Source organism: Clostridium sp. CTA-19, from assembly GCF_054767855.1.
Genome location: NZ_BAAABH010000021.1, coordinates 1 through 22859, shown reverse-complemented (window position 1 = coordinate 22859; position 22859 = coordinate 1). Strand labels below are relative to the sequence as shown.

The 22859-nt window shown below is 25.8% G+C and carries 21 protein-coding genes and 3 pseudogenes; 2 read left to right on the top strand and 22 right to left on the bottom strand.

The window, feature by feature from the left end; all coding sequences use genetic code 11:
• Positions 1–667: 667 nt before the first annotated feature.
• Positions 668–1120: pseudogene (locus ACYUE0_RS12205) on the bottom strand (Rpn family recombination-promoting nuclease/putative transposase); the annotation flags it as partial.
• A 1499-nt stretch (positions 1121–2619) separates the two neighbouring features.
• Between ACYUE0_RS12205 and ACYUE0_RS12200 the strand changes: the two are divergent.
• Positions 2620–3666: a patatin-like phospholipase family protein gene (locus tag ACYUE0_RS12200; RefSeq protein ID WP_460270780.1), complete on the top strand. Its 1047-nt coding sequence runs from the start codon at positions 2620–2622 to the stop codon at positions 3664–3666.
• Between the two features lie 699 nt (positions 3667–4365).
• Positions 4366–5772 (top strand): peptide MFS transporter, encoded by a 1407-nt coding sequence (locus tag ACYUE0_RS12195; RefSeq protein ID WP_199870280.1) that lies wholly within the window; start codon positions 4366–4368, stop codon positions 5770–5772.
• 214 nt (positions 5773–5986) lie between these two features.
• On the opposite strand, the gene ACYUE0_RS12190 is transcribed toward ACYUE0_RS12195, so the two are convergent.
• The 21 genes and pseudogenes from ACYUE0_RS12190 to ACYUE0_RS12090 form a co-directional block, all read right to left on the bottom strand.
• Positions 5987–6718 (bottom strand): amino acid ABC transporter ATP-binding protein, encoded by a 732-nt coding sequence (locus tag ACYUE0_RS12190; RefSeq protein ID WP_460270779.1) that lies wholly within the window; start codon positions 6716–6718, stop codon positions 5987–5989.
• Positions 6719–6731: 13 nt separating this feature from the next.
• Positions 6732–7397: an amino acid ABC transporter permease gene (locus tag ACYUE0_RS12185; protein ID WP_460270777.1), complete on the bottom strand. Its 666-nt coding sequence runs from the start codon at positions 7395–7397 to the stop codon at positions 6732–6734.
• A gap of 9 nt (positions 7398–7406) precedes the next feature.
• Positions 7407–8225, bottom strand: a complete 819-nt coding sequence (locus ACYUE0_RS12180; protein ID WP_199870283.1) for a transporter substrate-binding domain-containing protein — start codon at positions 8223–8225, stop codon at positions 7407–7409.
• Between the two features lie 367 nt (positions 8226–8592).
• The gene (locus tag ACYUE0_RS12175; RefSeq protein WP_460270775.1) at positions 8593–8901 is read right to left on the bottom strand and encodes a phosphoribosyl-ATP pyrophosphohydrolase; all 309 of its coding nucleotides are present in this window, start codon (positions 8899–8901) and stop codon (positions 8593–8595) included.
• Between the two features lie 62 nt (positions 8902–8963).
• A complete protein-coding gene (locus ACYUE0_RS12170; protein ID WP_460270773.1) occupies positions 8964–9494 on the bottom strand; it encodes a GNAT family N-acetyltransferase in 531 nt (176 codons plus the stop codon).
• A gap of 26 nt (positions 9495–9520) precedes the next feature.
• Positions 9521–11980: a DEAD/DEAH box helicase family protein gene (locus tag ACYUE0_RS12165; RefSeq protein WP_460270772.1), complete on the bottom strand. Its 2460-nt coding sequence runs from the start codon at positions 11978–11980 to the stop codon at positions 9521–9523.
• Between the two features lie 204 nt (positions 11981–12184).
• Positions 12185–12520, bottom strand: a pseudogene (locus ACYUE0_RS12160) (BREX system Lon protease-like protein BrxL); the annotation flags it as partial.
• A 98-nt stretch (positions 12521–12618) separates the two neighbouring features.
• Positions 12619–12846 carry a hypothetical protein gene (locus tag ACYUE0_RS12155; protein ID WP_460270771.1) on the bottom strand — a complete coding sequence of 76 codons (228 nt, stop codon included), beginning with the start codon at positions 12844–12846 and terminating at the stop codon, positions 12619–12621.
• Positions 12843–13133 (bottom strand): nucleotidyltransferase domain-containing protein, encoded by a 291-nt coding sequence (locus ACYUE0_RS12150; RefSeq protein WP_061997002.1) that lies wholly within the window; start codon positions 13131–13133, stop codon positions 12843–12845. The genes ACYUE0_RS12155 and ACYUE0_RS12150 overlap by 4 nt, the downstream gene beginning before the upstream one ends.
• Before the next feature lies 1 nt (position 13134).
• Positions 13135–13572 (bottom strand): HI0074 family nucleotidyltransferase substrate-binding subunit, encoded by a 438-nt coding sequence (locus ACYUE0_RS12145; RefSeq protein WP_460270770.1) that lies wholly within the window; start codon positions 13570–13572, stop codon positions 13135–13137.
• A gap of 11 nt (positions 13573–13583) precedes the next feature.
• Positions 13584–13733 carry a hypothetical protein gene (locus tag ACYUE0_RS12140; protein WP_460270768.1) on the bottom strand — a complete coding sequence of 50 codons (150 nt, stop codon included), beginning with the start codon at positions 13731–13733 and terminating at the stop codon, positions 13584–13586.
• Positions 13734–13969: 236 nt separating this feature from the next.
• Positions 13970–14197: pseudogene (locus ACYUE0_RS12135) on the bottom strand (DUF6079 family protein); the annotation flags it as partial.
• A gap of 231 nt (positions 14198–14428) precedes the next feature.
• On the bottom strand, positions 14429–14839 hold the full coding sequence (locus tag ACYUE0_RS12130) for a hypothetical protein (protein WP_460270767.1): 411 nt from the start codon (positions 14837–14839) through the stop codon (positions 14429–14431).
• A gap of 376 nt (positions 14840–15215) precedes the next feature.
• Positions 15216–15656 carry a hypothetical protein gene (locus tag ACYUE0_RS12125; protein WP_460270765.1) on the bottom strand — a complete coding sequence of 147 codons (441 nt, stop codon included), beginning with the start codon at positions 15654–15656 and terminating at the stop codon, positions 15216–15218.
• 154 nt (positions 15657–15810) lie between these two features.
• Positions 15811–16842 (bottom strand): ATP-binding protein, encoded by a 1032-nt coding sequence (locus tag ACYUE0_RS12120; RefSeq protein WP_460270763.1) that lies wholly within the window; start codon positions 16840–16842, stop codon positions 15811–15813.
• A complete protein-coding gene (locus ACYUE0_RS12115) occupies positions 16839–17510 on the bottom strand; it encodes a response regulator transcription factor (RefSeq protein ID WP_460270761.1) in 672 nt (223 codons plus the stop codon). The genes ACYUE0_RS12120 and ACYUE0_RS12115 overlap by 4 nt, the downstream gene beginning before the upstream one ends.
• A gap of 145 nt (positions 17511–17655) precedes the next feature.
• On the bottom strand, positions 17656–19674 hold the full coding sequence (locus ACYUE0_RS12110; RefSeq protein ID WP_460270760.1) for an FtsX-like permease family protein: 2019 nt from the start codon (positions 19672–19674) through the stop codon (positions 17656–17658).
• Complete coding sequence (locus tag ACYUE0_RS12105) at positions 19664–20431, bottom strand: ABC transporter ATP-binding protein (protein WP_460270758.1); 768 nt, start codon at positions 20429–20431, stop codon at positions 19664–19666. Before ACYUE0_RS12105 ends, ACYUE0_RS12110 begins: the two co-directional genes overlap by 11 nt.
• 255 nt (positions 20432–20686) lie before the next feature.
• Positions 20687–20884, bottom strand: coding sequence for a hypothetical protein (locus ACYUE0_RS12100; RefSeq protein WP_460270756.1), 198 nt, complete (start codon positions 20882–20884; stop codon positions 20687–20689).
• A gap of 244 nt (positions 20885–21128) precedes the next feature.
• Complete coding sequence (locus ACYUE0_RS12095) at positions 21129–21644, bottom strand: GNAT family N-acetyltransferase (protein WP_460270755.1); 516 nt, start codon at positions 21642–21644, stop codon at positions 21129–21131.
• A gap of 25 nt (positions 21645–21669) precedes the next feature.
• The gene (locus ACYUE0_RS12090; RefSeq protein ID WP_460270754.1) at positions 21670–22503 is read right to left on the bottom strand and encodes a lysostaphin resistance A-like protein; all 834 of its coding nucleotides are present in this window, start codon (positions 22501–22503) and stop codon (positions 21670–21672) included.
• Between the last annotated feature and the right edge of the window lie 356 nt (positions 22504–22859).

Sequence of the window (22859 nt, the reverse complement as noted above, 5' to 3'; positions counted from 1 at the left end):
ACAATTCTTATTATACCAACATTTACTATAAAAAGTTACTTACATATTAAATATTTCTTTTCAACTTTTATTTTAATATTTATGTTACTGCCCTCAAGCTTTAAAATTCTACCTTTTCAATGCTATTTTTAATATTTATAACTTTTTTAATGTCCCTAAATCACCTTTTATTCGCTTTAATTATTTTCTATATCTGCTCACAAACTAAATATAACCTTATTTTCACAATAACATCTTACATATTTAACATTAAAACCAAATACATAGTAAATATATAACTTATTTTCTATAATTAAACATATTTTTAATTACTAAAGGACTAAAAAGCAGCCCTATTTTAGAGCTGCTTCTATATTTTAGAGGTTTCACTGCAATTTTTAATATTTATGTTATTTACGGTGAACCTAAAACATAATAATGTTTTAGGCCTTATTATAGTTTAATAAGCTATAATAAGGATTATAAACCTAATATTAATAGATATACATATTAATATAGTTATTATCACAACTGTAAATAACTTTTTCATACAGTTACCTCCTATATTTAATTTTCTTTTATTATTAATTATTAATTATTAATTATACATATTTTAGTATAACCCATGTAATAGTAAAAAACAAGTTTTTTTATAATGCTAAACATAACTATTCTTAAACTATTATTCTTAAATTAAGTCCTTAATCTCATTTATTTCTTCAATAGTTTTACCTGTAATTTTAGAAATGATATCTATACTTAATCCCTGATTTAAAGAATTCTTAATGATTTCTAATGCTTTTTCATTCTCCCCTTGAGTTTTAGCTGTATTAAGTGCGCTAACTCTATCTTTTAATATTTTTTCTCTCATTTCATAAAGCTCTCTTTGTTTTTTATCATTACTCATTCTTATAAGACTATCTTTTGCTTCCCTTATCTCTTTTACTGTCATTTCTAAATTACGAACTTTTTCACTTTCAGGATCTTTCAAAAACTCAGTCCATGCTACAAGCATATCTTTTTCATCATTCTCATCATTCAACTTAGGTATTTCTATAAAATGAATTTCCTCAACATCTGTAAGTTCTTCATTTGTTGTAATTTCTTTCAGTCTATATCCATTATGAAATCTATTATTTTTTAGATACTTAAAAACATATTATTATATATAAACTGTTTTTACTTTATTAACACCTTTGTCTCAACTTATTTTTATCTGATTTTTTAATTTTTATTATATTAATATTTACTCTAAAAATTATTAATATTTTTCTATATTCTATTTTTAATTTTTATTATAATCTTTAATAATATAAAACTTTTCATGTATCAACATTAAAATCAAAAACTATTTAATATTAACCATATTTTTAATTTAATTTTTACTAAAACTCTAAAAAGCAACAATTCATAATTCTACCTCCATCACAAAAGGTACAGGTTCATTTGTTTCTATTTTCTTCGATGAAACTGTAGATTCCACAAATGCTGTATTCCCATAACTTAATAAGCAAAGAACCAGTACCTGATACCTTGGTTTTATAGTTATGGTTATTACTAATTACTTTACTCTTAGTTATGCTGAACGTTTTCTAGGACCGGCTTCGATTTCTATAAATTTTGTTACTAAACTTTTGATTTCACTGAAAAAACAAATCATGGAAAACATACTTTGGTACGCCTGTCCTTCTTGTTACGGCGGTAGACTTTGAATATAGCTTTTGTTTGGTTTTATATCTTAAACTGAAATTTTACTATCTTAAATTTAAAGAAACTGGTAGCCCAGTTTCCTCCTTAATTCATAATTATTAATTCCTAATTCTTAATTTTTCAAATTGTCCTTTGTCCATTGTTAATTTCTAAAGAGCTATCTAAAACTCCTAAACAAGCAATTTATCACAATTTTTCTTCCATCACAAATGGGACAGGGGCGATAAGTTTATTTTCTTCGTTAAAATTTGATACTCTCCTAATTTTATATTTTTTAACTAATAAATCAAAGCCAGTCCCTAACAACTACGCTACTTTGTAGATCAAGTACTGGTTCTTTGCTTGCTATTTTATTTTATCTAGCCTATTTTATTGAGTATTAAAATTTTTTATGGTGGTAAAACCTAAGTGAACCTGTCCTTCTTGTTACGGTGCTACATTTAAATAATAATCTTAGCTTAATTTTATATCCTAAATTTAGATTTTACTCTATTAAATTAAAAAGAAACTGGATTTAATCCAGTTTTTACCTCAACTCTTAACTATTACTTATTAACTCTTAACTATCTCAGGGACTGGCTAACCTTTTTTTATTTGTGGTAACTAAATTTAAAGAGCTTATTTTTATTTTATGGAGCTACCTTTGTCGTGCCTGTCCCATTTGTTACGGTGCCACACTTTGTTATTAACTTCTGCTTAGATTTTCTCTCAAACCGAAATTTACTCCACTTTAATTTTTAAAAAACTGGACTGGCCCAGTTTTTCCCCTTATTATAATTTCTAACTTATTTTCTATAACTTATTCAAATACACTTTAATTACAATTCATGAACATTTTGTATTCCTATTCCATAAACTTAAAATATATGTATTTTTTTAATTTCTAGATGAAATTTACAAATTATATTTTAATTTAAAGGAGGTGATGTTATGGGTTATCACTTTAAAAATCTTGTTTTTGAGGGCGGTGGTGTTAAAGGCATTGCATATGTAGGTGCCTTAGAAGTGTTAGAAAGTGAAGGGATACTTAAAAATATTAAGCGAGTTGGCGGAACATCTGCTGGAGCTATTATTGCCCTTTTAGTGGGTTTAGGATATACCGTTAACGAAATTAGAGATGAGTTAAATGATTTAGATTTTAAAGATTTTTTAGATAATGATATTGGAATAATTAGAAATCTTTATAGATTATTTTTCAACGGTTATGGATGGTTTAAGGGTAATACTTTTCTTAAATGGATAGAAAGAATCATTTATAAAAAAACTAACAATAAAAATTCTACGTTTAAAGATATTAAAAGTAATCCTGAATTTAAAGACATGTTTTTTCAAGGAACAAATCTATCAACTCATTTAGTAGAAACATTCTCTACTGAAGATAAATTCTGTGAAAATATGCCTATTAAAGATGCTATTCGTATTTCCATGTCAATCCCTCTAATTTTTAAATCCATTAAAAGAGACCATTATTACTATATAGATGGAGGCGTTCTGTCTAATTATCCAATAAGGCTATTTGATAACATAAAATATGTACATGATGCACAACATTATTTAATTCCAAGTTATTATAAAAAATTAAAAAAACAAAATGAAAATATTATGTATGTATATAATAAGGAAACCTTAGGATTCAGATTAATTAATAAAGAAAATTTAGATATATTTACAGATACAGCTATACCCCAAAATTATAAAATCAATTCATTTTTTAATTTTTCATGGAACCTTATTGCAACTCTGATGGAAAATCAAGAAAATACCTATCTAACTCAACAAGACAAAGATAGGACAATTTTTATAGATTCATTTAATGTATCAACTGTAGATTTTCATATATACTCCGATACTAAACAAAATTTAATTAACTCTGGAAAAATAAGTACAGAAATGTATATTAAAAATTACAACAGTGATAAAAATACTCTACTCAGATATAATAAAGAAACTTTAAGAAGCAACATTATAATCAACTAAATAAACACTCAAAATTTAAAAGGTTTTGACATTTAATATTTTAATGTTGAAACCTTTTTTTATAAAAATTTTATTTAATATCTGTATTTGTATTTTTATACTATTATAAAATAATACTTAAATTCATTTATATTTTATTTCATTTTAATTTAATTTATTACATTTTTAACCATAATAGATACATATGAATATTATTTAAACAAACATTGTTTATTAGGGGTTTTTTATCAAAAAAATATTGATTTATTGAAATTTTCAGTCTTTTAATTTGCTATTTTTTAAAAAACTTTAAACAGAAAAAATTGAATTTAAACACAAAAGACGGAAACGATATCTTTTATCATTACTTACATATTAACATTTACAATGCATAAAAATGAATAATTATAATATAATTGTATTTTTTTAATGTATTTGACTATTATTTAATGGCAAAGTTGTTATTAAAAGTGATTTCAAATCATTGCATAGCTACAATTGAATAAATAGTTGCATTATTTTATTTAAATGAAGGATATGTGTTAAAATAAGTATTTTTTATGTATTTTTATGTATAAGTTTACACATCAGAAATTTAAAAAATAATGTATATGTTCATAAAAATGCAATTTTTCACTTGTAAAATATCAAAATTACTGATAAAATTACAATAATAGAAAATAAACTATATAAAAAAATGAATGAAAGAAGTGGTTAATTATGGAACTTAGACAATCAAACGAAGACATGATCAATGAAGTTTCAAATAACAAAACTGGCAAGATGAAACACCCACCAGGATTATATTTGTTATTTTGTACTGAAATGTGGGAAAGATTTAGTTACTATGGTATGAGAGCTTTACTTGTAATGTATCTAACTACAGAATTTATAAGAGGTGGTCTTGGCGTTGATAAAGCATCAGCATTAAATATGTATGGTACTTTTACAGCACTTGTATACCTTACTCCAATAATTGGTGGATATATTTCAGATAGATATATTGGTCAAAGAAAAGCTATTACCATTGGTGGAATTATAATAGCTATTGGTCAATTAACTTTATTTTCACATCAAAGTATGATGGCATTATATACAGGACTATTTTTACTTATAGTTGGTAATGGTTTCTTTAAACCAAATATTTCAACATTAGTTGGACAATTATATCCAGAAGGAGATAAAAGAAAAGATGCAGCGTTTACTATTTTCTATATGGGAATAAACGTAGGATCATTTTTAGCTCCTCTTATATGTGGTACTTTAGCTGAAAACTTAATGGCAACAAAACAAGCAGGTGAAATTATACATTATGGATTTAGATATGGTTTCTTAGCTGCTGGTCTTGGTATGATTTTTGGACAAATCATATTCACATTATTATCACAAAAATATCTTGGAGATATTGGTAAAAAATCAGTAAATAAAGCTAAAAATAATGCAGATAAAAAAGAAGCAAACAAGCCTTTAACTAAACAAGAAAAAAATAGAACTATTGTTATATGTATACTAACAGCTTTCGTTGTTGTTTTTTGGACAGGCTTTGAGCAAGCAGGAAGTTCACTTACTATTTATACTCAAGATTATGTAAATAGAAGAGTTGGTGGATGGGAAATGCCAGTTTCATGGTTCCAATCACTAAACCCATTATTTATAGTATTATTCGGAATACCTGTATCAAAATTATGGCTTAAGCTAGCTAGTAGAGAAAAAGGTGATTTAAGTATCCCTACAAAAATGGCAATAGGTATGATAATGTTAGGTATTGGTTTCTTATTAATGGTAGGAGCTGTTATGCAAAGAGGCGGAAACGTAGAAGACACTGCAATAAAAGCTAACATGTTATGGTTAGTAGGAGCTTACTATCTTCATACTATGGGAGAACTTTGTTTATCACCAGTAGGACTTTCAATGGTAAGTTCATTAGCACCAGCTAAACTTGCATCATTCTTAATGGGTGTATGGTTATTAAGTAGTTTCGTTGCTAATAAACTAGCAGGAGTTATAGCAGCATATACTGAAACTTTAGGCCACTTAGAAATATTCGGTGGAATAGCTGTAGTTTCAATTGTAATAGGATTAATCTTATTAGCTTTAAACAAAAAATTAGTTGCTATGATGGAATAATATTAATTAAATAATACAGAGCTGAATAAAATAATTATTCAGCTCTTTTCATTTGTCTATTCTAATTTTCTTTTTAAATCATTATATATTAACCTAATAATAACTAAAAGTGACCTTTGATTAATACCAAAGTCACTTTAAAATATTTTTAATAATACTTCCTTATATTAAAGACTCTATACCCTATCATACATAAATTTCATCTTTATATAATTTAATAAGATTTTTTAGCAAACTTACTTAATCGGGTATTATTTTCTTTGTTAAAAAGTTCTTGTGGATTCCCCTCTTCAACAATATTTCCATTTTCCATAAATATTATTTTATCTGAAACTTCTCTAGCGAAATTCATTTCATGTGTAACTATAATCATAGTTACATGTTCTTTTGCTAAGGATTTTATAACTTCTAAAACTTCATATACAAGTTCTGGATCAAGAGCTGATGTAGGCTCATCCATAAGTATTATTTCTGGCTGAACAGCAAGTGCTCTACCGATAGCTATTCTTTGTTGTTGACCACCAGACAATTTAGATGGGTAAGCATCTTTTTTATCATAAAGGCCCACCTTCTTTAAAGTATTAATTGCAATTTCTTTTGCTTCTACCTTACTTATTTTCCTTACTGTTGTAAGTGGTTCCATAATGTTTTCTATAGCCGTTTTATTCTTAAACAAATTATAACTTTGAAAAACCATAGCAGTTCTTTTTCTTATATCTAATATCTGACTTTTATTTGGCGATTCAAAATCTATCTTTGAATCTTTAAAGGTCATTTTTCCACTTTCTGCTCTTTCCAAAAAATTTATACATCTAAGAAGCGTTGACTTTCCTGTGCCTGAAGGGCCAACAATTGTTACTACTTCACCCTTTTTTACATTCAAATTTACGTTTTTTAATACTTTATTTTCTCCAAAACTCTTATTTAAATTATTTATCTGTAACATAAAAAACTCCTCATTAAGCTTTACTGAATACCTTTTCAAGTCTACTTTGTATAATAGAAATAATTCCACTTAATGCCCAGTAAACTAATATTACGCAAGTAAACGCCTCCAAAAATTTATATTGAGCTGCCGCCTCTGATTGAGCCGTTGCCATAATTTCCGTGACGCCTATAGTAAATGCTAATGATGACCCTTTTACTATATCTGCGAATACATTTACTAATGTAGGTATTGCCACCTTTATAGCTTGTGGTAACACAATCCTTGTCATACCTTGATAATACGTCATTCCAAAGGCATAAGCTGCTTCCATCTGTCCTTTATCTATAGAGCTTATTGCACCTCTTAGACTTTCTGAGCAATAGGCTGCTGCATTTAGACTAAGGGCAATTACTGCTGATGTAAAAGCTGATAATCCTTTTAACATAGGTATAATCTGTATTAATCCAAAGTATATAAAAAATAACTGAGCAACTAGCGGAGTTCCTCTAAAAAAGGAAACATACACTTTCGCTATAAATGAAAGTATTGGAACCTTTGCATCTACGATTATTGCTAATATAACACCTAAAATCAAAGCAAATATTAAAGATAAAAAAGATAATTTTAAAGTTACCATTAAGTATTTCAACATCAATGGTATTAGATTCAATGCAAAGTCTAAATCAAATGTAGCCATATTTTCACCTTAGTTGCTTTCTTTAGTAGTGTCTAACCTAAACCATTTCTCAGATGTTTCTGTAAGTGTTCCATCTTCATGCATCTTATTTATCGCTTCATTAACTTTTTCTATAATTTCTTTATTTTTTTCTTCTTTTCTAAAAGGATATTGATTTATTTCATAAACTCCAGTATCTATATCTGATATTTTTAAATTTAAATTACCTTGTTCTATAGTTGTTTTTGCTTTAACTTCTGATAACCATGCTGCATCAAGTCTTCCATTCTCTACGTCTTTTTCCATTGGCACTCCATCAAAAGTTATAATCTCTAATTGTAAATTTTCCTTTTCGTTTATTTCATTTAATGTTTTTTCTCCATTTCCCCCTAATACACAACCTACTTTTTTACCCTTTAACTGCTCCATCTTAGTTATGCTACCGTCTTTTGGAACTATAAATTTATACTTACTATATGCATATGTATCTGAAAAATCATACTTTGCTTTTCTCTCCTCTGTAGTAGACATTTGATGTGCAACAGTATCAACTTTTCCAGCATCTAACATACCCATAAGTCCGCTAAACTTAGCAGTCTGAAATTCTATTTCATACCCAGTTCTTTTACCTATTTCATTCCAAACATCAACTTCGAATCCCTTCGATGTATCATTTTCTTTAAAGCACCATGGAAAATATTCTGTAGATACTCCAACTACAAGTTTTTCTTTACCTTCAACATTAGTAGTTGTAGCTTCTTTTGTCTTATTGGAACACCCCATTAAAACACTTGTCCCTACAATAACTGTGGCTAAAATTGCTATTAGCTTTCTTTTTCTTAAATTCATAATAAATTCCCCCTTGATTATTATATATTTATAACAATTCTACGAAGAGTATAGCAATTTTTTCCTATTTATTCACCAACTATTACTTATTCAGATTGTTAGTCATCTAACTATTAATTTACCCTATAATACAAGTGTCTTTTAATTGTAATTTTACGATTTAACACTATAAGTAGTTTTTAAAAATTTTAATATTTTTTATGTGAACTACAGTTTTCAATTGCATAATACTATCATCATAGAATTATTTCTCATATTATCTTATTCCTGTGTTATTCATTAAAAATAAATTACACATATGAAAATAACATATCTTACTTAGATATGCTATTTCAAAATACAATTATATTACTTAAAATTTCACTGATTATTTAACACCTTGTAACACAATGCCTTTTTTAAAACCTCCACGGTCTTTTAATTTCTCTTCTCTTTTCTTTAAAAGTTCCTTTTCTGAGTATCCAAGGTTCTCTGCTAAACCAAACAATACTTCCATCACATCTGCTAACTCTTCTAAATTTTTTTCTTCTAGATATTCATTTACTTCCTCTTGTAATTTATCTTCTAGTCTTTTTGTAAATTCTGCTTTCTCACAGATATATACATCACATTCTTTACCATCTTTTTTTATTACTTCTGGTATTAAATCTCTAACTAATTTATCATATTTTTTCATTATTATATACTCCTTTTTATTTTTAAACATAAGTTCAAAATCAATGTTTAAAATTATTTATCTTAACTAAAAAATTCTTTACTATAAGCTACTGTCCCTGAAATTTTTTCAAGACTTCCATCTTCAAGCTCTACTGCCATAAAAGCCTCATCTGGAACATCAAAGGGCGCCTTTATTCCCCACACACTTGCAGATTTAAATCCAAATCTCGGATAATATTTATCATGTCCAAGAACAATCACCGATTTAAATCCTATTTCTTTTGCAATTTTCAAACCTTCAATTATTAATTTACTACCAATACCTTTATTCTGATATTCAGGTAAAATTGAAACTGGCGCTAATGCCAATGAACTATATGTATCTTCACCACTTTTAATAATTAATTTTGTAAACATAATATGGCCTACAATTTCCTTATCAACTTCTGCTACTAAAGAAAGCTCTGGCACAAATAAATCACTTTTTCTTAACCTACTAACTAGGTTATGTTCACTTTTATCACTATACTCTTCATTTTCAAAAGCTTTTTTTACAACACTTTCAGATGACTTATAATCTTTTTCATTTTCTTGTCTTATAATCAAATTCATATTTTAACATCTCCTTTAAGAAGAATCTATTTCTTATTATGCCTATCTTCATAATATCTTAAAACTCTTAAGTCTATTGCATCTTTAAAATGCTTTTTAAAATTTTCGTCTTTTATAAACTCATTCATTTCATTATAAAAAGCCAACTCTGCTTCGTCATCCTTTTTAAAGAAATCATTATGTGTCTTAAGTAATGCTTTTATAGGATTATCCTTTGCAAGCTTTATATATCTTTTCTTATCCCAGCTTTCAAAATCTGATGTATTTTTGTCTTTTAGCATATCTACTTTATTACTTCCTTTTTCATAAAAAGCTTTAAAACTCTCATATATATCATCTTTATCTATCTTCATTTTTACATTACCATTGTTGTAAAAAGCTAAAAATATTGGCATCTTATATGATTTACTCATTGATGTTGTTTCTATCATATTAATAAATTCTTTACTTCTTGTATTATAAAGACTTATCTCACTTTCTGTAAGTTCATCATTTTCATATAAAAACTCCAAATATTTATTAAATGGATTTATTTTAGATTTAGTTCTTATATTATCATAAATAGCACTATCCATATTCAAAAAAAATTCTATTCTACTTGGAGTATGCTGAATTTCTTCTTTTATTCTATAAAACTCTTCTTTTACTTTTTGAGAAATTGACATTTCTTTTTCAGCCATAGTTTTAAAAATGTCTATAACTCTAAAATCAAAATCTACAAAACAATCCTCTGGATAACTATAAGTCATAGGATTTTTAGCTCCACTTTTTAAATCTTCTCTATCTTTGCCTGATAATAAAAATGGAATTAACTCTGCTTTTTTATAATTTCCAATGAAATCTAACACATTTAAATATTTTTTATCCCCATGTTTTCTTAATCCTCTTCCCAACTGCTGAAGAAATACTGTTGGAGATTGTGTCGGTCTTAAGAACATAACCATATCAATAGATGGAACATCCAATCCCTCATTAAACATGTCTACTGAAAATATAACTTTAATTTCTCCAATTCTCAATTTACTAAGAGCATCTTCTCTATCAACTTTACAACCACTATAAACTGCTAATGATGGAACTTTTTCTTGAGTAAAGTAATCTGCCATATATTGAGCATGACTTTTACTACTACAAAATCCCATCGCACTTTTAGAATTATATTTTAAATAATTTTTTAAAATAAGCTCACTTCTTCTATTAATCATTAAAGATTCTTCTAAATATTTGTCATTATACTTACCATTTTTAAATTCTATCATAGAATAATCCACAGTGTCATCATATATTCCATAGTATCTAAAGGGTACAAGCCACCCCTTATTTATTGCATCTTTAAGTCTTACTTCATAAACCATATTATAATCACAAAGTGCAAAAACATCTTTAGAATCAAGTCTTTCTGGAGTTGCTGTTAATCCTAACATAAACTTTGGTGTAAAATAATCTATAATATTTTTATAATTATTTGATATTGCGTGATGAAATTCGTCTATAATTATGTAATCGAAGTATTCCTTATCAAAATATTCACCATTTAGATATTCTTTTTTTCCTAAACTCTGAACTAATGCAAAAACCACACTATTATTCATTGATTTATCATCACCATAAAAAAAGCCCATATCATCACTTTTTCTAACTCTCATAAAGCTTTCTTTAGCCTGTTTTATTATTTCCTCTCTATGAGCAACAAATAAAACTTTCTTATAGTTTTTTGAGTCAAATGCAGCTAAATAAGTTTTTCCAATGCCTGTAGCTGCTATAACTAAACCTTTGTCAAATCCTTCTTCCCTGCTCCTTTTCAAACTATAAAGAGTCTCAATTTGAGCTTCCTTAGGTTCAATTATATTTAAAATTTTTTCATTTTCTTTTATTTTTTCAAAATCCTTGTATACATTAGGTCTAGACCAATTTTTAGAATAATTTTCTAAGACCTCATCATCAACAATAATTGCATGATTTTTAAACAAATCCTCAAAAGTATTAGAAAAATCCTCATAATCTTTACAATGCTCTGATTTTACAAACCTATAATTCCACTCAATAGAAGATGTCAATGCCCCTTTTGAAATATTAGAAGAACCAATATAAATTTCACTATCTAAGTCATTATGAAACATATATGCCTTGGGATGAAAAGATCTATGTTTTTCATTATAAAATCTAAGATCAATTTTATCCTTTAATACATCTTTTAAAAGACATAATGCTGATGGTTGAGTTATATTTAAATAATTTCCCGTTAAAATTCTTATTTTAACACCTCTATCTAAGGCTTCCTTCAAATCATTTAAAATAATCTTTACTCCTGACTCCATTAAAAAAGAAACAATTATATCAATGTCTTTAGCATTTTTAAAACTTTCTTTTAATCTATAATAAAGATAATTTTTATCTCCTGTAATAGCATTACTTCTCTCTTTCATTTCAATTGATTTTTCATTTATAGGAAAATGTTCTATGTCAGTAATCCCCTTTATAGCCATAATAAAACCTACCTTAACTTTAATATATAGTATAATAATACCAAGCTAAATAATCTCTGTAAACAAATAGAATTTCTGCTTTTATCACAAAATAAGAATTTTTTCACAAAATTATTATTTTATAACACTAAAAGGCCATAAAATTAATTATGACCTTTCTATATTATAGGAAAACAAGCTCCAGTTTAAATTTATTCAATAACTTTAAAATATTTTTATATAAAATGTAGTGTTAAATTCTAAATGATTCAAAGCATGTCTCACTATTTTAGGCATCCAAGTTTTGGTATTTCCCACAAACACCATAGATGCAGAGGCTGCCTTCTCTTCTTTACCTCTCGCAAATGAACCAGAAGCCATATAATCTTTCATTATTTGAATACCATCTTTATCTTTAAATGTTATTCCTGCCACTTCATCAAAAGCTACAGTATCCCACATGCTTACAAGTCCAATTTTTCTTTGAGACATATTATAAAAAAGATTTACAACAGTTGTTTGACCAACTGATACTAATATTGATTTAGGAGATATTTCTTTTACATTTTTTCTTCTCTTATCTGGTAATCTACTAAAAAAACAGGAAATATATCATAACTTTCATATACTTCATTTATATTTGGAAATGCTATAAGTGGTTAAAACCCATTTTCAATTCTATATTTAAATTCATACTTGCCATTTTTAGATAATTCTCTAACTATATATCTTTTCCTAGTCTTATAATCCTTCCAAACTAGATAAATATAATCTGTATCTATTCTATTTGCCTTTTCCCTAACTGCTACAATTAAGTTTCTTCTTGCCCAAACTGCAAATGATTTTATCTTACTTTCATCTACTTTAATCCCTACTTTACTTATCATAGATTTTTATAAATTTCTATTCCATCTCTCTCTATTTGTAATTTTATTTCTTCATTCATACTATCTAAAAAAACAATATCTAGAGAATATACTCCTACAATTTCATCTAAATCCTGTGCTATAGTACCTTTATACTTTTTATCACATAAAATTCCAAGGTCTATATCAGAATTATAATTATATGTGCCCTTTGCTCTTGACCCAAATAACACAATTTTTTTTATATATTTATTGTTTTCAAAATATGAAGTTAACTTTTTATATACTTTTTCTTCTATACCATACATATTATAACTTCTCCATTGATATTTTATTTAAAAGGTTTTCTATAGCTCCTATATATTTCTCTATTATGTCATTTTTTATTGCTTCATAATCACTTTCATCATATATATGAGCAGTTGAATTTCTTGCAAGTAATATATCATTCCAAACAATCATATCTTCTATTAATCCCTCTTTGAAAGCATGTTTATAGCAACCTCTTGGACTATTTATTTCAAGCCCATCAGCCTTAAAAATTTTAGATAGCAACTTCCACGTTAAATCCTCTAAAGTTTCATATTTTTTTATTATAGAATCCCTATACACTTCTAATGTTATCTCATCTGCATTTTCCAAATTTCTATAGTTATCTCTTATATTTTTTAAATGTGTAAGCATCCTATATGTGTAATTATAAGTTAAATTAATTGATTCATCATATTTATCTAATATTCCATTCATCTTAATCGCTCCTAGAATTTTTTATTTAAAATCAAACTTATGATAGTATCTTTCTCTAATTCTTCCTTTAACTTTCTTCTTAAACTTTCCACAACAGCATCTATATCCTCATTATTCTTTATAGTTTTTTGTCCTTTTACAAACTCTCTCATACTTAACATTTTAGTTTTAATGACAACCTCTGGTACAGGATCTACCTTATATGATGGTGACTTAGTTGTTGTTATTATTTCCTTAATCCACTTTACTTAACCTTTTCTGAAAGGTCTGACATTGAGGAAAGTATAGCAAAACTGTTTGCACTTTCAACTCTATTATAAAGGTTATCAAACTCTTCAATTATATTTTTCTCAATTTTTTCTTTAAAATCATATACATCTAAAGTTTCAAAAACTTCTAGATAAGATAATATTTTTAAAAGGTGTGATTTACCACTACCAAAAAAACCTTGAAGCCAAACACCCATATTATCTATATTACTTATTACCCCTTCTTTATATGCTTCAAAAAATTCATCTATATGTCCTCTTAGTTCATTAGTAACCACATACTCCTCTAGTTCTTGTTTTATATTTTCATCATCAACTTGTCCTATTTTAATAACACCGTTAATATCTATATCAATATTCTTTTCAAATAAATCCTTTTACTTTATTTCCATCCTAAATTTCCCCTACTGTTAATACATGTCTATTAACTGAAATGCTCTATAATAATTATCATTTTTTATAATAATCATCGCCTTTAAATTTGAACTATTCCTATTTTTTATTATTATAACACAATTTCAATTTTGAATACTATTTTACATAATATTATTAAATCCATTTTAAGAATGGTTTTGATTTGATAAGTTTTAAGAGTATAAGCTTAATGGTAGTTTATTTATATTAGTATTTCGTTCTAATAAAAACTCTTTAACTGTTCCATTGTAATTAGATATTTCTTTTATATACTTCATTAATTTTCGACCAAACAAATTCAATCCAATGATTATTAATAAATTCCATTCCAATTGAAAATGGAATATTTTCTTAATATCTTCAACTTCATATTCTGACAAAGTTAAGTTAGCCTCTTCCCTGACAAATTCAATATCTGATTGTGTTGAAAGTGTAAATATAAACAGAACAGTTATAGTAGGTGACATCCAGTCTTCTTTTTCATTAACCCCTAAGTCCCATAGTGCTTTATATTTGTCTTTTTTGAAATGTGTATACCATTTTTCTTGTTTTTTCTGATTTTCTTCTGATAATTTTTTTGACAACTACCTCATAATCTAACTATAAATCCTGTGTTACTAAAAACACTATTAATTCTCTTTTATCAATAAAATTATTTTTCAAATTGCTACCACCTCTTTACTAATTGTAAGTTTAACAATTTTTTCAATTATTTTTTAATTGTAATTACATCTAATAATAATAATTTTTTAAACAATATAATTATATTTTAACTTATGGTAATATAAATTCAAAATTTAACCTATATATTTTTCCTACCAAACTTATAAAAGCAATATCTAATATTAAATTCATAATCAATTTATCATATTTTTTCATTATTTTATTGTTATAAAAAGGCCATAAAATTAATTATGACCTTTTTTATGATGATATAGAACTTTTCCTACTTAAATTTACTTATTTCACCGATTCCACGAATTCATTTAAACGTTTAAAGTCTATATAATCAAGCATAATATATCTTTTTCTTTTTATTATTGAATCCTCTATATTTAAATATACATAACTTTCACTAAAATACATGGAACCTACAATTTCATCATTAATTCTAAAAACAATATTATAAGTTTCTACTTTATGTAAATTTTTAGTAAACACTACATCTCGAATACATTTATAATTAGATATTAAATCTATAAGTTTATTAATGTCACTTTTATTATATATAACTGTTACATCTCCACCCTCTAATATATTATTTCTATGAATAAATTCTAGCTTAAAATTATCTGTCTGAGATAATTTTTCTAAATCAATTTTAGACACTATAGTGTCTGGATAGAATAAATAAATTAAAATTATTGCTACTGAAATTATTATAAATACTTTTTTCTTCATAATTGCTACCTCATTTTATAAAACTCAACCATTGACTATTACTTAATATTGTTTTAACTGAACCCATTTTCTATTTATTGCAAGGTATTAGGACCTTTATTAGATTTAATTTCTAAGCCTTTTTAAGACCTAACTTTAAATTTTATTAATATATTTAATACTTACTTTTTTTACACTCTGCTATCAATTTGTATTCAGGAAATATTATATTTACTTTTGTACCTTTATCTACCTTAGATTTAATCTCTATACCTATGCCTAATCTACCGCACATCTTTTTACATAAATATAACCCAAGTCCAGTACTATTTCCAAAATTCCTTCCATTTTCCCCTGTAAATCCTTTTTCAAATACTCTATCTATATCTCTTTCTTCTATTCCAACACCATTATCTTCAATTATTAGTATAATTGAATTATACATTTCTATTGATTTAACTCTTATTGAAGCTTCCTGATTTTTTGAATACTTTATAGAATTTACTATTACTTGGTTCAAAATAAATTCAATCCACTTTGGATCACAATAGACCGTTTCACAAATATCTTCTAATTGTAATTTTATTTTTTTATTTATAAAATCCTTAGAATTTCTCTTTATTACGTTTCTCACAATTTCATTTAATTTAATCTCTTTTATTATATAATCTTTTTCAACATCATCACTTCTAGAATAATATAAAACTTGTTCTACAAAGCTTTCTACTTTATTAATTTGATTATCTATTTTCTTAATAGCTTCATTGCTATTATTATTTTCTATTAATAGTTTAGTTGATGCTATAGGTGTTTTTATTTCATGAACCCACATTTCTATATATTCTCTATAATCTATCTGCATATCCTTATAATACTTTAGGTGTTCATACATTCCTCTACTTATTTCTTTTAAAACTTCATTAAATTTTTCCCCTATACAAAAACTCTCTTTCTCTAATAATTCTGGAAATAAAAATTTTTTATCTAGATTCTCTAAAATACTTTCTATGTTTGCAAAGTATCTTTTAAATTTTATATAATCTATAATCATATAGCTTAGCAATGGTAAAAACCAAATGCACCCTAATATAAATATGAGCACAAAACCAATGCCATAAAATATCATACTTACCGTTATAACTAAAAATATAATCAAGTTAATAGTCAAAAATACTCCCTTATCTTTAATATACTCTCTTATTTTCATGGCATTATATAACCTAGTCCTCTTCTTGTTTCTATTGCATTTTTTATCCCTATATTATCTAGTTTTTTACGTAACCTAGTTACATTAACAGATAGCGTACTATCATCTACAAAATAATCAGAATTCCAAAGATATTCCATAAGTCTCTCTCTAGAAACTATTGAACCTTTATTTTCTATTAAATAAGACATTATCTTAACTTCATTTTTAGTAAGTTCTATTTCTTTTCCCATATATTTTATAGTTGCATTAGCTAAATTAATTTCAAAATCTTTATAGGTTAAAATAGACTTTGGATTCATATTTCTATTGCTTCTCTTTAATAATACTGAAATTCTAGCTAAAAGAATTTGTGTGTTATATGGTTTAGTTACAAAATCATCTGCACCTAAGTTCATACTCATTAATTCATCCATATCACTATCTCTACTTGTTACTATAATTATCGGTACTTCGGATTTTTTTCTAATTTCTCTACAAATATAATACCCATCATAAACTGGGAGATTAATATCTAAAAGTATTAAATCACTTTCATCATTCTCTAAGAAATTTAATATATTCTTAAAATCTGTAGGTGTCTTTACCTTATATCCATAATTCTCTAAAAAACTTTTAAGCTCTTCTCTTATAACATCATCATCTTCTATAATTGTAATTTTCAACATAAATCCTCCTCCTATTTCCATAATTATATTAACACAAATTATTCCTTTTTCAATGCTTTATATAGGTTAGCACATTAAGTTGATAAAATAGTTTTTTTAATTTAAAAGTTCAAATTCCTATTTAATAAAAAAGCTGTAGCATATGCTACAGCCCCATTTTTACTATATTTTTATACCCAGTGTAAGTTGCATAGAAGTAACCACTGTAAATCACTAAGAATATTCCTGCTGTTACTAATGCCGAACCTCCTATATTGGGTCTATTATACATAGTTAAAAATTCAGTTGCTACTCTTATTCCAACAATAGAATGAATTACTGCTAAAATAACAGGCAAAGTAAAGTAAACTAATGTTTGAATAAATATAGTTTTATTTATATCTTTTTTACTTGCACCTAATTTTTTAATAGCATCATACCTTTGAATACTATCACTTGCTTCCGATAACTGTTGAAGTGCTAAAACAGCCATACTACTAATTAGGAAAACTACTCCTATATACATTCCCACAAATAAAATAATAGTTGTTACGCTTTTATTATTATCATAAACAGCTGTCTTTGTATTTATAATAACAAGACCTAAATCATCTTTCTCTGAATCCATACTCATTAAATCTCTGCTATATCTCTTTTCATAAAGCTTTTTATATCTATCATCTTCATTTTTACTATCGCTACCCTGGTAATTTATATTGAGAGTTTTAAACATAATTTCTGAATTTTCCAAAATGCTATCATTAGTAACTATAGTTAAGAAATTTTTTTTACTAAAATCCGTATAATATGTTTCTAAATTTTCTTCTATAGCTGTTTTGTTTTTTATAGAATACTCATTACTATCAAATTTAATTTTTTCTCCATCTTTTATAAATTTATTTAATACTGGAATAACCTTTTGAGAGTTGGAAAGCGCTAAAACTTCATTATTTTCTAACGTAACAGTTTCTTCGCCGCTAAGTTCTCTTAGTTTATTATAATCAGAAATTTTAATAAATTCTACATCTGCACCAGATACTATCTTCACTCCATATAACGGAAGTAAGTCTCTTACATATAATCCTTTTCCATATCGGTTGAATTCTACATACTTAGATTTTTCATCTATTTTAAAATCCATTTTTTCCAAAAAACTTAAAATTGTAGTTAAATGTTCATCATCACCATAACCATGCATGCTTACGTCATATGGTGTTGAATCCTCTAAACTTGTTTCTATTGAATTTTTAAAACTAATGCCTGTAGATAAAATGGAAACTGTTAAAAAAAGCATTAAACATATCACAGACATAGAAATAAAATTAGTATTTATTTTACTATTTATTTGTTTAACTATAAAAATATTTAATTTTTTAAAATATACTTTTTCACTTCTCTTTACTATAAATAAAATAGCACCTGCTAAACTAAAGAAAAACAAAATAGTTCCAATAATACCCAAAATTATAGATATGCTAAACTTTGGGTCATCTATATTCATTCCAACTGATAAAACAAATTTATAAGCAATGACAATAGATATAATTGAGATAATAAAAGTATATAAAAATATTAAAGGATTTTTAACCTTTATGTCTTGTGTTTTTCTTCCCACTGTTAAAAGATCTATTATTTTATATTTTGAAATTACTATAGTGTTAAATATCATTACAAGTAAAAACATTACACCAAAATATATTATGCTTTTATAAATAGCTGAAAATGATATTACAAATCTATAATCACTCATTGAAACATAAAACATTTTAGATATTAATACAGAAAGTCCTTGTGATACTATAATACCTAATAATAGTCCACTTATAAGACTCATACCTCCAACTATTAATGTTTCTAATATTAATATTCTTGAAATTTTGTTTTTCCCCATACCTAATGTCATATATATTCCAAGTTCTTTATTTCTCTTTTTTATAAGAAAGTTATTTGCATAAATAATTAATCCTCCCAATATAAAAGACACAAAAACTGATATATATGATATAATTGCAGTTATTGTGTCTGCAAATTCTTTTCCACTTGAAGAAACCTCTTGTAATGCTTTTTGTGCTCCTATTGAATTAAAACTGTAAAATATACAAACTGACAATGTTAAAGTTAAAAAGTATATTGTATAGTCCTTAAAACTTTTCTTAACATTTTTTAAAGCCATTTTAGAATACATTGCTGTCATCACCCCCAATTAGAGTTATTACCTCAATTATTCTATTAAAAAACTCTTTTCTTGAATCCTTCCCCCTAACTAACTCAGTAAATATTTTACCATCTTTAATAAACAAAATTTTATGAGCATAACTTGCTGTAAAAGCATCATGTGTTACCATTAAAATAGTTGCATTTAATTCTTTATTTAAACTTTCAAATCGTTCTAATAATAATCTTGAAGATTTAGAATCTAGCGCTCCTGTTGGCTCATCTGCCAATACTAATGATGGATTTGTTACTATTGCCCTTGCTGATGCAACTCTTTGTTTTTGACCTCCTGACATTTGATAAGGGTATTTACCCAATATTTCTTCAATCTCTAAATACTTAGCAACCTCTTTAACCTTTTTATCTATTTCTGATGTTTTTTCTTCTTTAATGGTTAATGCTAATGCTATATTTTCATAAGCTGTTAATGTATCTAATAAATTAAAATCCTGAAATATAAATCCTAACTCATTTTGTCTAAACTCATCTAGTGCTTTTGATTTTAGTCTTGTAATATCACTATCATTAATTATTATTTTCCCTGCAGTAACATTATCTATAGTTGAAATACAATTTAAAAGAGTTGTCTTACCGCTTCCTGAAGGTCCCATTATACCAACAAATTCCCCCTCATAAACTTTTAAACTAATGTTATCTAAAGCCTTAGTTATATTTCCCTTATTTCCATAATATTTTTCTATTTTTTCTACACTTAGTATATTTTTCATCTCGTCCCTTCTCCCTTTCATTTTACTAATTTATTTTTATCCTAAAATACATTCATTTACAAAAATTTTTCAGCATTAACTTTTTCAATTTACTTTTATACTTCTTATGTTGTACTTTTTTAATGCCTTCATCAAAGCTTATCTATATTATATATTTTGCTATGTTTTTATCATATTGATTTGCTTTTCATTAACGTTACATTTTTGTAATATTCAACACACCCATTAGCTTTCAACCATTTTAAAAGTATTCTTCTATCTTATTTTTATTTGATATTTATTGCATAAAAATAAGATAGACCTGTTTGAAAGTCTATCTATAAATACTACAAATAAAATCTTAGCTAAATTATCAACACCACTAATAAACCAATTTATCTTTGAGCCTCTCATTCTTTGGACTATTGCATCACATATATTGCGTTCCGTGGTACCTAATAATCTTAATTTCATCTATGCTATACTTTTCCGCAATTTTAGCTTCTGTAAGCTTTTTAAAATACTTAAAACTATTAAAACTTGCACATATATAGGGAAACAAGCTCAAATTTAAATTTATTCAATAACTTTAAAATATTTTCATACAAAATGTAGTGTTGAATTCTAAGCGATTCAGAGCATGTCTCACTATTTTGGGTATCCAAGTTTTGGAATGAATAATTTTAAAAGTCAACTTGGAACCCTATAGTTTTCTATACTATAAATCAATCCAATACCTTTGAGTTATACCATCTTCTGTTTTTACTTCATTCTCTAAAATTCCACCGTTACTTATTATAGTTTTAGCTGAACCTATATTATCCTTATCGCAGGTTATTAGGACCTTTCTCAGATTTAATTCCTTTGCTTTTTCAAGACCTAATTTTAGCATTTCTTTTGCATATCCTTTTCTTCTTTCACTTGGTCTTATTCCATATCCTATATGACCACCATAATTTAATAGATAATCATTTAATTCACATCTTATATTTATTGCACCTATTATCCTATTTTCCTCATTGATTAGAAAATAAGTTTTTGCTGTTACTAATCCTTTAGGACAAGTTTCTTTATCCTCAAATTTTAATGTATTATTTAACCACTGACTATAATCCATATCTTTTAAATCTACAGCCATTGGTACAATTTTTTCATTTGTCTTTTTCCATTCTCTAATAAAATCATAATATTCTTCTTTTAAATTAATATTTACTTTTACTAATTTTAACTCCATAAATTCCTCCAATTTTATATATTTTCTAAGCAACTTTTTCTACTACTATACTTTTGTCCTTTAAATATTCTTTATTTTTATATACATACATTCCTAAAAATATTGAACTTATAATAAAAGCTATTACACTTAAAACTAAATCATTTTTTAAATCTACATTTACAGGCATACATAATGTTCCTTTATAAAAACCTAAAGTTCTCATACACGCTGGTACTAAGTTATTAAGACTATGCAATAATATGGGAACTAATATATTGTTATACTTTTCATATAGTATGCAAATTATAAATCCAAAAACTGTAGCATGAATTACACTTAAATTACCGTGAAGCATACCGAATATTATAGATGATATAGTTGCTGCTAATAATATTCCAATGTTTTTAGAAAACCTTCTAAATATAATTTTTCTAAAAACTAATTCTTCAAATATAGGTCCTATTATTACAGTATAGATTGATACAATAAATAATTGCGTTGTTGTGTCTATTTTAAAATTTTGTTTATTTATTAAGTTAGTTAATTGCTGAGGACTAATTTTATAAAATATTGCAGCAAGTATATATATTGAAGCCAAAGAAAAGATATATAAAAAGATTAAAAGAATTGCTATTTCTTTTATCGTATTTTTTTCTTTTATTTCTTTTATATTACTTTTAAATTTTTCTTTACTTACTCTTTCATAACATAATATAAATGTTATTGTAAGAAGTTGAATCGTTATAACTATAATTCTACTTTCTAATTTACAATCTAATACGCTCTCTAATACTCTTACAGTTATTGATGCTATAATAATTGACAATATATAATAACCTATTAACCTTAGAACTCCTATTTCTCTTGATTCTTTCATAAGCCTAACCCCTTTAATTATATTTTTATATAATTAATTTTAACAATTATCATTTCTATTGTAAATGTTTTCTTTATATGTAAATAAATTTACTATACTATTAATATATGTAAAAACAAACTAATAAAATAGATACTTAATGTTTGTTTTTCTTTGTTTACAATTAAATTTAAAAATAATATAAAACTGAATAAATTTGCTGATTTCTTTTAAAAAACATAAAAAAGAGTCGGAACTCTCTCCTCTTAATGCATATATGAATAGTGAGAGCTTAATTTTAGGAGGGTTTATTTATGTTATATGAATTAAATTTTAATGAAGTTGAGGCCATTAAAGCAAAGGTTAGTTTTGATGAT